We start from the raw sequence: 11,931 nt of genomic DNA on the forward strand, positions 1-11,931 counted from the left end.
TTATTGCCTTTTTATTATATATCTAAGTATTAAAAGATCCAGTATTTACATTATTTGTATAATTTAATGTATCTTGTTCTTCTTCATCTGTTTTAGAGGGTTGTGTCTGTTGTTGTATTGAATATCCATTTTTTTGTATTTCATTAAATGCCTGTCTGGTTTTATCCATATCAGCAACAGCCATAATTTTATTAGGGTTTTCACTAATATTACTGCTTAATCCATTTTTATTATGCTTTTCCAATATTTCATCAATAGTTAAATTTGTGGCTTGATGAAATTTTTCTAAAATTTCACTATTTGTAGCAGTTATAGAAGTTCCTCTTATTAGTGGTTTATATTGAATATTTGGATTATCTTCTAATGATTTAATTTTCCCTAAAATATACAAATCTTTCTTTGTTAATTCTTCACCATTATTAATTCTTCTAAACATATCATAAACTTCAGTCCCTTTAATATTTTCATCAATATGCTGGGAAATTGCCACTGTCACATGATAGTAATTATTTCTTTCTTCAAGTGTTTTTTGATAATAATCTTCATCAAAAATGGTTTGATCTGGTTGAATTTTAGGATTGTTTTCCAAATCTTTTTCCATCATCTTATAGATTTGTTTTCCTGCCTCTCTATCAAACCACATTCCCTCAAGAGCATTAAGCATTAAATTCTTATCTTGTTTTTTCTGACACTCTGCAAAAATTTCTCTAAAAATAGGATTATTGAGAATATCTTTATTTTCTCCAGCCAAATACATGGTCACCTGAGCATGAAGAAGTTGACCCATTGGGGTATTATGCTCTATTCTCATCACTGTGCAGGTGAATATTCTTATATCTACATTATAATCTTTTGTAATTTTTCCCACTTTTTCAAATTCTTGAGAAAAAGCAGAAAAACTTTCATAAAGTGATTTATTGGTAATTCCTTTTATTTCTTGGTTAAATAAATTTTGGCTTTTCATTTCATTATAAGCCACTTCATCTTGTAACCTATCTAAAGAAACTAAATCCAGAAAAGAATAATTTTTTGCTTTGGTTAAATATTGTTTTTCTTCCTCAATAGATTGTGCTAATTTTTTTCTATTTTCATAGGTGTCTGGCTCAATTATTAAATTTCCAGTTTGATGATCATAGAAAGCATATATTCCTTTTTCAGCACTTCTTGCTATGGTTTGCAAAGTCATTTTCACTTGTTCTGTGGTAACTTCTCTGCCAGATAAATAACTTTGTCTTTTTCTGACTAATTCAACATATTCAGGATCATAAATTGAATGACTAAAATTTTGTAATGCTTTTGGATTAGACTGTAAACCCTTATTTAAAATATTAGCATTTTTTTGATCATTCACATAATAAGCTGTGACTTCTGCTTTTCCTGCTTTAGTCAATTTATCACTATTTTCACCAAATGTGTTAATGGCTAAATCCAGTTTATTTTTTTCAGAAAGTTGATTAAAATCTTCTTGTGTTTTAATATGATCCAATACATATTTCACCATTTCCAATCCTTTCAACATATTCAACTGCTGCAGATTGAATTGCTGACTGGCTTGATTTTCTTGCTTTTGTTTTTTATTTTCTTCTTTTTTTTCTGCTGTAACTTGCACATTATTTCCAGCCAATATTTGCTGAAGTTGTTTTAATTGGAGTTGGTGAGTTTCTGCTATTTTTTGGAAATTTGGATTGTCTTTTAATTTGGTTTCCATTTGGCTTAATAAATGTTTTTTCAGGTCAATAGACAAAGGCATATTGGCCACCACATTCATAACATTAAACACCTGTTCAAGATCGGTTTCATTGGCTAATTTAGGGATTTGGGCAATAAATTGCTGAAGATTAAAATTCTGGCTCATAGGTTATTTTTTATCTTAGTTTTGCTGGATTATTGTTATTTTAGGATATTTTGTAAACAAATCCTAAAATCATCAACACTAAGTTATAACATGTTGGGAAAAGGGGTATACAATGATTGGAAAAGTTTAATTTTTTTCCACCGCACTCCACTGTTCAAAGACAAAAACTGCACATCTACCCAAATTTATTATCGAAAAAACCTCATGTCGGGAACCCCTTTCACCCCATTTTTGTGATCTTGATTCCAAATTTGATATGCCATTGTGGTGTTTAAATTGCTTTTCTTCTATATTCCGGCAAAACAACAGGAGAACCCAAATGAACCTCAAACCCACTCGCTACATAGACCTCACCACCGACTACGGTTTTAAACGTATTTTCGGCACGGAAGTCAATAAAGATTTACTCATTGCATTTTTAAACGAAATTTTCAAAGATCGCAAAGTGATTCAAGACTTAATCTACAACCAAAATGAACACCAAGGCGACAGCATTGAACAAGGTGCGGTGATTTTTGACCTCACTTGCACCGCTGAAAACGGTGAACAATTTATTATCGAAATGCAATGCAGTTCGCAAGTAAATTTAAAGAAACGTATGTTATACTATGGCAGTAAACTGATTGCCGACCAAGCCCCCAAAGGCGAACGGCGTTTTTGGACCTATAACATCAGCGAAGTCTATGTGATTGTGTTAATGGATGGCTTTCGCTTAACCCATCAAACCGAACAGTATTTGCACGACATTGCATTATGTGATAGAAATACAGGAACGGTATTTTATGAAGATTTAGGGTTTACTTATATTGAATTATTGAACTTCAATAAAACAGAAACCGAATTACAGGGCGATTTGGACAAATGGCTGTTTGTGTTAAGAAATATTTCCAAACTAGACAAACTCCCCGAATTCCTCAGCAAACCCGTATTTGAAAAAGTATTCAAAATCGCCGAATACGTCCAACTAAGCAAAGGAGAACGAGATATGTACAACGTCAGCTTAAAACGCAAATGGGATGAATATTCTTTGTTGGAGTCTGCGAAAATTGAAGGATTACAGCAGGGGTTAGAACGAGGAAAACTAGAAGGCATTTACGAAACAGCTAAAAATATGCTGGCTTTCAATATGGATCAGCAAATGGTGGAGAAGATAGTGAATTTGCCAGTGGAAGAAATTAAAAGACTATCTTGATTTGAAAACGTTTTAGCCTAAATCAGCAGATTAAACCCTAAATACAAAAGGCGGACTAATATGCCCGCCCATTAAAATTCCTCAATCTCAACTAAATCCGACTCACATCAAACTTCGCCAAATCAATCCGATCTACGGTTATTGTTCAAATACAATCAAATGATCTACCCCCAAAAGTTGGACTGATAACCAACCCAATAAGGTGCACAACTATTTTGCCTACAATCCCATTAGATTGTAAATTCACAGTCTATTAAGACAGAATTATTTCTTCCACAATCTCGGATCAAGCTGATATTTTTTCAAACTTGGATGTTCATCGACATAAAACACGGGTTCTTGTTTGGCTTTTAATTGACGTTGATAGTCTTTCAAAATAATCCACACCACTGGCGAAAGCAGAATGATTGCCACCAAGTTTACCATAGCCATAATCGCCATCACGGAATCTGCAAAATCCCACACAATCGTGGCGGAATTCACGGCACCAAAATACACAAAGAACAACACCACAAGACGGAAGACCAAGACTAACCAAGGGCGGTTTTTGATAAAACGAATGTTACTTTCCGCATAGGCATAGTTGCCGATAATGGAAGAAAAGGCAAATAGGAATAAAATAAACGCCAAGAAATGCAAACCAAACTCGCCCACATGAAACTGCAAGGCGTGTTGAGTGAGCGAAATACTTTGCAAGCCAGATGTAGCGTAGTCGTCGGATAATAAAATGATAATCGCCGTACAACTACACACCACAATGGTATCCACAAACACCCCCAACATTTGGATTAATCCTTGGCTAGCCGGATGTTTAACGTCTGCCGTGGCGGCCGCATTCGGTGCAGAACCCATACCCGCCTCATTGGAGAATAAGCCCCGTTTAATCCCCATCAGCATGGATTTTGACAACACGGCGCCAAAGAACCCACCCGCCATAGCAGAGAAATCAAAGGCGCTGGTGACGATATCGGATAAAATCGCTGGCACTTTTTGGATATTCATGCCTAAAATAATCACCGCAATAATCAAATAAAATAATGCCATAGTTGGCACTACTTTGGCCGAGAATCCGCCAATCCGTTTAATTCCACCAAAGATAATTAATCCGCTTAATACAACCAACACAATGCCGACATAATGAGCATCCCAATGCCAAGCGTTATGCGTGGCCTCTACAATTGAGTTGGCCTGCACTGCATTAAATGCAAAACCAAAGGTGAAAATTAACGACAAAGCAAAAATCACCGCCAACCAAGGTGCACGCAAGCCTTGTGTAATATAATAAGCAGGCCCACCACGGAAGGTGCCATCTTTATCTTGTACCTTAAACAACTGTGCCAAACTGGATTCAGCGAAAGCACTAGACATGCCCAACAATGCTGTCATCCACATCCAAAACACGGCACCCGCACCACCAATGGCAATGGCTGTCGCCACACCGCTGATGTTACCAACACCTACACGACTGGCCAATCCGGTTGTAAACGCCTGAAACGGACTTAAAGAATCCCCATCAGATACCCGTCCAGACCACATTTCACGCAAACTCTGTGGCAACAAGCGCAACTGCACTAGCCCCGTCGTAATGGTAAAAAATAACCCTGCTCCCAACAACAGCACAATGGTAATATCCCACAATGGCGTGCTCAGTGTTTGGTTAAACCAGTTAATGCCTGATTCAATTAGCTCAAAAAATTCTGTTAACATAATTGTTCCCCTATCAATAATAAAGTTTAGAATGATATTTACAGTTATTAATAATAATGTCTAGAGCTATATCTAGAATAATCAATAAAAATGAACGATGATTATATATTCCATAAAAAATATATTATTTTTGTGAGTTTTATTTAATTATCAATGAAGTTATTTGATAGAAACAGAAAAGCCTTGAAAACTCAAGGCCTTTGATACTTTCTGATACTTTATGAGATTTGTTAGTGGTGGAGCTGGCGGGAGTTGAACCCGCGTCCGAAATTACTCTATCTTCAGTACTACACGTTTAGTCAGTCTTTAATTTCGCTTACCCCCTGCGGACAGACACGCAAAGAATAAACTAGCTTGATTTAATTTAGTGTTTCGATCTCCAAGCCGAAGCGTCCACACGATCTCGTTTTGGTTTGACTCCGCTTGATCCCCGTCTTACGAGCGGAAGCTAGGGAGCGAAGGCTAAATACAGGTTATTAAGCTGCTAAAGCGTATTGTTCGTCGTTTGCGACTATTATTTTGCGGTTTATTTACAAGGCCTACCGCACCTTGACGTGCACTTTGGACTTCGCCAATCCCGTCGAATCCAGAATCAGCCCCAAAATTTTGACCAGTGTAACAGAGATAAGGAAAAAATTAAAGTGAAATGCACCACACTTTTTGGATTGTGTTCCAGTTGCTTAAAGTGCGGTCAATTTTTGCTGATTTTTATAAGGGAATGGACGAGAAAAACACCAACAAAATTGGTGGAGCGATATTCGTCACAAAACCAAAACTAATCGCAAGAGGGACAACCTCCATGCCACCAGAACGCTGAATAATCGGCAAGGTACAATCTAACGCCGTGGCACCCGCAAGGCCTACGGCGGTGGAGCGATAGTTAAACATAAAAAAGGGAATCACAAAGAGGCTGATAATTTCTCTGGAGAGATCGTTAAAAAAGGCAATACTGCCAAATTCAGCGCCCCAAGCGTTATTGATTACCACGCTGGATAAGGAATACCACCCCAAACCTGAGGAAATGGCAAGTCCTTGTGTCATCGGTAAATTGAGCAGCCAAGCGGAAATCAGGCCACCGATTAAGGAGGTGACGATCATAATCAGTCCAGTATAAATGCCTCGTTTATTGAATAAGACGTCACGTAGTGAAATGCCGTTATTGCGTAGTTGAATACCGACAAAGAAAATTAAAGCTATTAAGACATAGGTGCTAGTGCCGAAAGGTAAATGAATGGTGCCTTTGGTGAATAAGCCCACAAAAAAGCCAATGAACACCATGGAACATAATTTGGCACTGTCTAACAGTAATTTCCAACGGGGCGGAATATTATGTCCCAAATGTTTGAGTGGTTTGGGGTTAAGTTTATCAAAGCTGACTAACCCAATGATATTACAAGTAATAATACAGATACTAAAGGTAAACGCCGAAAAACCGATGACCGGTAATTTATGCGCCACATCCTCAAGTTGCCCAAGGGAAACGCCCATGACAAATAAAATCACGTAGAGCAGTAACATCACAATGCGATTAACTGCGGTTAAAAATGCGTGATTTTTTGATTTAATCAAATAGCCCAATAACATGGGAATTAACACAATAAGTAAGCCTTCGAGCATAATTTTCCTTGTAAAAAAATGGCGGAGTGGTATAACATCTATACAACCGAGGGAGAAATAATGTATTTACGTCAATTAGATATAACCAATTTTCGAGGCATTAAACGCTTATCCATTCATTTTAAACCAAATATGGTGTTAATCGGTGAAAATGCCTGGGGGCAGTCTAGTTTATTGTCTGCTTTAAGTTTAGTGTTAAATGGCAGCGACAGACTTTATCAATTTGTTGAACAAGATTTACATTTTTCTCCGCAAGATACACAAGATACACAAGATACACAAGATACACAAGATACACAAGATATTACCTTGTTATTTTGTTTTTGTGAACAGAAACAGCGTGAATATCGAGATAAACATGCTTTATATCGGCATTTATTGATTCCTCATCAAGATGGTTTACAACGATTATATTTACGTGTTTCGAGTGAAAAGCAAGGCGATAATCTCACCACGAGCTATACTTTTCTTAATGAATTAGGCGAAGTTGTAGCGGATAAAAATAACCAAAAAATCGTACAATATTTAATAAAGCATTATCCGGTTTATCGTTTTCGAGATGCTCGTTTAAATCAAGCTAAAATGGCTTATTTGCCATTATCTTGGCAAGGTGATGAAAGTTTAAAACATGAATTTATGGCTGTTGGCCGTTTGTTGCAATATTATTTTTTAGATCGTCAACATACCGCAGATTATGACGTGGATCCGACACTATTGTGGGAACAGTTAAATAGTCTATGTTTACGCTTGCGACAAGATCGCTCAAAGTATATTCAAAAACAATTTATACAATTTTTAAGCACCTTGTTTTTACCACAACCGAAAAATCCCCAAGCCATTCGCCCGATTATTTTGTTCGAAGATTTGGGTGCACATTTACATCCTCGTATGGTCTCCATTGTGTGGGAATTATCGCAATATCTCCCCATTCAACGGATTACTACCACGAATTCGGTGGAGTTAATTTCTCAGGTCAATTTACCTGATGTGTGTCGATTAGTGCGCTATTCAGATCGAACCGTCGCTTATCGTTTACGTCATGGTGATATGAGTAAAGAGGATTTACGCCGTTTAACCTTTCATATTCGACATAATCGTAGCCTTGCTTTATTTTCCAAAATGTGGATTTTAGTGGAGGGAGAAACGGAAGTATGGGTGTTGTCAGAATTGGCTAAATTATTGGATATTAATTTATCCGCCGAGGGCATTCGTATTGTGGAATTTGCGCAAGCGGGGTTAAAACCCTTGATCAAATATGCCAAAGCCATGGGTATTGAATGGTATGTGTTAACAGATGGTGATGAGGCTGGCCATAAATATGCGAATGTTGTGCGAGAATTAGTGGACGAACTGACGGATAGCGTCTCAAACCGCTTAACCACCTTACCTCGTCCTGATATTGAGCATTTCTTTTACACCGAGGGATTTGCCGACGTCTTTATTAAATTAGCGCATTGGCAAGACCATCCCCATCAACCTCGCCCTATGCGTAAAATTATTCAGCGAGCTATTCAACGCACTTCTAAACCAGATTTAGCCATTGCCTTATCAAATGAAATGGAAAAGCAAGGTGTTTCATCTATTCCATTATTATTCAAACGATTATTTTCGAAAGTATTGAATTTAAGCCGAACCCAGTAGGGTTATTTTCTAGGGCGGACAATATAAAGTGCGGTAAAAACTACGCTATTTTCACATGGAAATTTGCCCCAAATTATGCTATAATCTAACTCAAATTCTCCCACTCTCCTTAAGCATAACCGCATTAATTTTATCAAGGAAAAGCCAATGATTAATTCTTTCGTTGTGAGTATTTTTATTCTTATTCGCCTTATCCCACGTTTTCGCAAACTACGACTTGATATGTATCTTATTTTGATACTGATCGTCAGCCTTATCAATTTATGGGTGCCGGTTTCTTTGGGCAGTAATTTTATATTTGCGACATGGTTAGCTTTAATGATGGAGATTGTTTTATTTATCTTTGGTATCATGATCTTATTGGATGAATATGATAGCGAAATTTCTATTCCAGTATTACGTTTATTAAGCTATCTAATAAAACAGCCAAGTTGGCTTTGTTTGCCTTTTTTTCTGTTAAATGAAACACAATACCAACAACGTGATAAATTCATTTCCGAGTTAAATAACAATATTTATACGTTTTAAAATAGGTAAGGAACAATCTTATGCAACCAGATTCAGAGATCCATCAATTAGACGATATTATTGCCATTTTTAATCAATGTTTTTATAGCGAATTCAACACCAAATTAGTCAAAGGCGGTGATGAACCGATTTATTTACCGGCGGATGATCAAGTGCCTTACCATGCAATCCATTTTGCCCGAGGCTTTTACAGTAGCGCTTTGCACGAAATTGCACATTGGTTAGTGGCGGGCAAAGAACGCCGTAAACTGGAAGATTTTGGTTATTGGTATGAACCTGATGGCCGCTCTGAACAACGTCAACGGGATTTTGAACAAGCCGAAGTCAAACCTCAAGCGCTAGAATGGATTTTATCTACTGCGGCCAATTTCCGTTATTTTGCCAGTTCAGATAATTTAAATGGTGAAGTCGGGGATACCATGCCGTTTAAATTAGCGGTGTATGAACAAGTTAAAATCTACGCTGAAAAAGGCCTGCCAAAACGAGCAGAAACCTTACGCAAAGCCTTGTGTGCATTTTATGGTACGGAAGATAGGATTGATCTGGCGAAGTTTGATGTGAGTCGGATTTAGTTGAGATTAAGGAATTTTAATGGGCGGGCATATTAGTCCGCCTTTGAGCCTATAACAAAACTTGTGTAAATACCTGTTTCTGAGATAATAATCCCCCAAATAATCTACTCCCAAAAACTGTCTCTTTTTAGGCTAATTTTATCACCACTTTTCCGCTGCCATCAAATCACTTTCTCTCCCCTCAATCCACCGTTCACCCTGTGCTGTCTGTTCTTTTTTCCAAAAAGGCGCTTTGGTTTTCAGGTAATCCATTATAAATTCATTCGCCGCATAAGCATCACCACGGTGAGCGGTACTCACGCCAACTAGCACAATTTCATCTCCTGTATGCAGCAAGCCTACACGGTGAATCACGGCGATCCGTTGCAAATTCCAACGTTGTTTGGCCGCTAGTACGATTTCATGTAGCGCTTTTTCAGTCATGGCGGGGTAATGTTCTAAATATAAACTCGACACCTTGTCGCCCAAATTCATTTCCCGCACTTTGCCCACAAAAATCGTGGTTGCACCGACGCTATGTTGTTCCGATAACCAACGATACACCGCATTTTGATCAAAGGGTTGTTCTTGTACTGTAATTAAAATATCGTCCATTGCTTACCCCCCCGTCACCGGCGGAAAAAACGCAATTTCATCGCCCGATTGCACCGCACTTTCTAACGGCAACAAGGTTTGATTAATCGCCACCAGTAATTTACCTTTTTGCAACGCTAACGCCCATTTATCGCCTTGTTGAGCCAAATGCTGACGCACGCTTTCTGCGGTGTCAAATTCGGCATTCAGTTCCAACTGCTCCACGCCGAGCAATTCTCTGGTTTGAGCAAAAAATAAAATTTTTAGCATTATTCCGCCTTAAAATTCCCCGATTTTCCACCGCACTTTTCCAATAAACGTACGCCTGAAATAATCATATCTTTTTGCACCGCTTTGCACATATCGTAAATCGTCAACGCCGCCACACTCACTGCCGTTAAGGCTTCCATTTCCACGCCTGTTTTGCCCGTGAGTTTACAAAAACTTTCAATTCGCACCTGATTTTGCTCGGGAAGTGCGGTTAAATTCACTTCCACTTTTGACAGCAATAACGGATGACATAAAGGAATCAATTCCCACGTCCGTTTGGCGGCTTGAATCCCTGCAATTCGGGCGGTGGCAAACACATCCCCTTTGTGGTGATTGCCATTAACAATCATTGCCAAGGTTTCGGGTGACATTGTCACAAAGGCTTCTGCTCGTGCTTCTCGTACGGTATCTTGTTTCGCTGACACGTCCACCATATTGGCTTCACCGTTTTGATTAATATGAGTTAATTTTGTCATTCTGTTATCTCTTTTTTGGCTATGTTCGAATTTTATATTAATATTGTAGGGGCGTATTGCATACGCCCTTTTAATGCTTGCCCCTATTTTTTTAGGGCAAATTTGCAAATTCGAGATGAGGGCGTATGCAATACGCCCCTACAATCATCTCCTAAATTAAATATAATCAACACAAAAAAACAAATATTGACTATTCTTTACCCACCAATACTAGCTAAATTAGCTCTTACACCGCTATCGCCTTGATGTAAATAATGATGCTCACGCTTACCCTGTAACGCAGCAAAAAGCCTTGCTTGTAACAATAGTTGCTGATTATCCGATTGTAACAAATCCCGAATATCCGTCCCTTCTTCACCAAATAAACATAAATGTAATTTGCCTTTCGCCGACATGCGCAAGCGGTTACAACTGGTACAAAAATGTTTTTCATAAGGCATAATCAAGCCAATCTCCCCCTGATAATCGGGGTGAGAAAATACTTTCGCAGGGCCGTCTGTTCGCCCTTTGGGTTGTAATTGCCAACCTTGTTGCACTAATTTATCCGCTAAAAGCTGCCCTGAAAGATGATGACGTTGGAAAAAATGATCCATCTCCCCTGTTTGCATTAATTCAATAAACCGCATTTGAATCGGACGGTATTTAATCCACGCCAAAAACTGCGCAAGTTCGCCGTCATTGTAGTCTTTCATCAGTACGGAATTAATCTTAATTTTCTGATAGCCCACCTCAAAGGCACGCTCAATGCCTCGCATCACATCATCAAATTTATCTTCGCCTGTAATGCGGTGAAATTGGCGGGGGTTGAGGCTATCCACACTGACATTAATGGACGTAATCCCTGCTTTTCGCCACGCTGCCACGTCTTTTGCCATCCGATAGCCATTGGTGGTCAATGCCAAGGTGTGAATATTCTCTATATCGGCAATATTTTCCACGATTTCAACAAAATCTTTGCGTAAGGTTGGTTCGCCCCCCGTGATCCGCACTTTTTCTGTTCCCATGGCAGCAAAAGCACGCACCACACGGCGAATTTCGTCGACATTGAGGAATTTATCCCGTTCAGGATGGGGCTGATAACCATTGGGTAAACAATAGTTACAGCGAAAATTGCAGACATCCGTAATGGACAGCCGCAAATAGTAATATTCTCGTTGGAACGGATCAACTAACCGCGCCGACAAGTTTCGGATAGGAATATTGTGCATTAAATACCTTTATAAAAAGAATAGGACAAACCGTTTCCAGCGTATCCCCGAGCAACCGCCAACCCATTTGGCGATCACTGGCATTGCTACCTTATCTATATTGACGTAGGCACACAAGCTCGGTATATGAAATTATCTTTATTCTAAAAGAGATAGCTCAAAAGTACAACTTAAAAGCCGAGGATTAACGCCATTTAGGTATAAATATACAGAAATTCCTTTTCTTCAATTATAGCTTAATTTATATAGCGTAAAATAACCTTTCTAAACGTAGGGAAAAATGGTAAATTAA

General features: G+C 38.4%; 11 protein-coding genes, 1 other RNA gene and 1 riboswitch. Of the genes, 4 read left to right on the plus strand and 8 right to left on the minus strand.

Annotated elements, in window-relative coordinates; translation table 11 throughout:
- Positions 1–22 precede the first annotated feature (22 nt).
- Positions 23–1,855: a hypothetical protein gene (locus tag ACTG7Q_RS05580; protein ID WP_439241734.1), complete on the minus strand. Its 1,833-nt coding sequence runs from the start codon at positions 1,853–1,855 to the stop codon at positions 23–25.
- 319 nt (positions 1,856–2,174) lie between these two features.
- On the opposite strand from ACTG7Q_RS05580, the gene ACTG7Q_RS05585 reads away from it, so the two are divergent.
- Complete coding sequence (locus ACTG7Q_RS05585; RefSeq protein ID WP_439241736.1) at positions 2,175–3,047, plus strand: Rpn family recombination-promoting nuclease/putative transposase; 873 nt, start codon at positions 2,175–2,177, stop codon at positions 3,045–3,047.
- A 264-nt stretch (positions 3,048–3,311) separates the two neighbouring features.
- Here ACTG7Q_RS05585 and ACTG7Q_RS05590 read toward each other — a convergent pair whose 3' ends face one another.
- From ACTG7Q_RS05590 to ACTG7Q_RS05600, 3 genes are all read right to left on the minus strand, one after another.
- Complete coding sequence (locus tag ACTG7Q_RS05590; RefSeq protein WP_439241738.1) at positions 3,312–4,754, minus strand: alanine/glycine:cation symporter family protein; 1,443 nt, start codon at positions 4,752–4,754, stop codon at positions 3,312–3,314.
- Positions 4,755–4,988: 234 nt separating this feature from the next.
- Positions 4,989–5,354: a transfer-messenger RNA gene (gene ssrA, locus ACTG7Q_RS05595) on the minus strand.
- A gap of 108 nt (positions 5,355–5,462) precedes the next feature.
- Positions 5,463–6,371 (minus strand): lysine exporter LysO family protein, encoded by a 909-nt coding sequence (locus ACTG7Q_RS05600; protein WP_439241740.1) that lies wholly within the window; start codon positions 6,369–6,371, stop codon positions 5,463–5,465.
- A gap of 60 nt (positions 6,372–6,431) precedes the next feature.
- Here ACTG7Q_RS05600 and ACTG7Q_RS05605 point away from each other — a divergent pair, with 60 nt between their 5' ends.
- The 3 genes from ACTG7Q_RS05605 to ACTG7Q_RS05615 all read left to right on the plus strand — a co-directional run bounded on the left by ACTG7Q_RS05605 (position 6,432) and on the right by ACTG7Q_RS05615 (position 9,112).
- Entirely contained in the window at positions 6,432–8,012 is a 1,581-nt protein-coding gene (locus tag ACTG7Q_RS05605) for a DUF2813 domain-containing protein (protein WP_439241742.1), read from the plus strand.
- 318 nt (positions 8,013–8,330) lie between these two features.
- Positions 8,331–8,540, plus strand: a complete 210-nt coding sequence (locus tag ACTG7Q_RS05610; RefSeq protein ID WP_439241744.1) for a hypothetical protein — start codon at positions 8,331–8,333, stop codon at positions 8,538–8,540.
- 20 nt (positions 8,541–8,560) lie between these two features.
- Entirely contained in the window at positions 8,561–9,112 is a 552-nt protein-coding gene (locus tag ACTG7Q_RS05615; RefSeq protein ID WP_439241745.1) for an elongation factor P hydroxylase, read from the plus strand.
- A gap of 141 nt (positions 9,113–9,253) precedes the next feature.
- Here ACTG7Q_RS05615 and moaE read toward each other — a convergent pair whose 3' ends face one another.
- From moaE to moaA, 4 genes are all read right to left on the minus strand, one after another.
- Positions 9,254–9,706 carry a molybdopterin synthase catalytic subunit MoaE gene (gene moaE / locus ACTG7Q_RS05620; RefSeq protein ID WP_439241747.1) on the minus strand — a complete coding sequence of 151 codons (453 nt, stop codon included), beginning with the start codon at positions 9,704–9,706 and terminating at the stop codon, positions 9,254–9,256.
- Positions 9,707–9,709: 3 nt separating this feature from the next.
- Complete coding sequence (gene moaD / locus ACTG7Q_RS05625; protein ID WP_439241749.1) at positions 9,710–9,955, minus strand: molybdopterin synthase sulfur carrier subunit; 246 nt, start codon at positions 9,953–9,955, stop codon at positions 9,710–9,712.
- A complete protein-coding gene (gene moaC, locus ACTG7Q_RS05630) occupies positions 9,955–10,431 on the minus strand; it encodes a cyclic pyranopterin monophosphate synthase MoaC (RefSeq protein WP_439241751.1) in 477 nt (158 codons plus the stop codon). The genes moaD and moaC overlap by 1 nt, the downstream gene beginning before the upstream one ends.
- Before the next feature lie 197 nt (positions 10,432–10,628).
- Positions 10,629–11,639 carry a GTP 3',8-cyclase MoaA gene (moaA, locus tag ACTG7Q_RS05635; RefSeq protein WP_439241753.1) on the minus strand — a complete coding sequence of 337 codons (1,011 nt, stop codon included), beginning with the start codon at positions 11,637–11,639 and terminating at the stop codon, positions 10,629–10,631.
- A riboswitch (molybdenum cofactor riboswitch) is annotated at positions 11,628–11,776 on the minus strand. Its footprint overlaps the gene before it by 12 nt.
- Positions 11,777–11,931: the final 155 nt, after the last annotated feature.

The sequence above is a fragment of the Lonepinella sp. BR2474 genome (genome assembly GCF_051851555.1).
GTDB lineage: Bacteria > Pseudomonadota > Gammaproteobacteria > Enterobacterales > Pasteurellaceae > Lonepinella.

Bases quoted from the DNA above. Each gene is read 5' to 3' on its own strand.
- ACTG7Q_RS05585 (WP_439241736.1), top strand. From the start codon at position 2,175: ATGAACCTCAAACCCACTCGCTACATAGACCTCACCACCGACTACGGT.
- ACTG7Q_RS05600 (WP_439241740.1), bottom strand. From the start codon at position 6,371: ATGCTCGAAGGCTTACTTATTGTGTTAATTCCCATGTTATTGGGCTAT.
- moaE (WP_439241747.1), bottom strand. From the start codon at position 9,706: ATGGACGATATTTTAATTACAGTACAAGAACAACCCTTTGATCAAAAT.
- ACTG7Q_RS05590 (WP_439241738.1), bottom strand. From the start codon at position 4,754: ATGTTAACAGAATTTTTTGAGCTAATTGAATCAGGCATTAACTGGTTT.
- ACTG7Q_RS05580 (WP_439241734.1), bottom strand. From the start codon at position 1,855: ATGAGCCAGAATTTTAATCTTCAGCAATTTATTGCCCAAATCCCTAAA.
- moaD (WP_439241749.1), bottom strand. From the start codon at position 9,955: ATGCTAAAAATTTTATTTTTTGCTCAAACCAGAGAATTGCTCGGCGTG.
- ACTG7Q_RS05605 (WP_439241742.1), top strand. From the start codon at position 6,432: ATGTATTTACGTCAATTAGATATAACCAATTTTCGAGGCATTAAACGC.
- moaC (WP_439241751.1), bottom strand. From the start codon at position 10,431: ATGACAAAATTAACTCATATTAATCAAAACGGTGAAGCCAATATGGTG.
- ACTG7Q_RS05610 (WP_439241744.1), top strand. From the start codon at position 8,331: ATGATGGAGATTGTTTTATTTATCTTTGGTATCATGATCTTATTGGAT.
- moaA (WP_439241753.1), bottom strand. From the start codon at position 11,639: ATGCACAATATTCCTATCCGAAACTTGTCGGCGCGGTTAGTTGATCCG.
- ACTG7Q_RS05615 (WP_439241745.1), top strand. From the start codon at position 8,561: ATGCAACCAGATTCAGAGATCCATCAATTAGACGATATTATTGCCATT.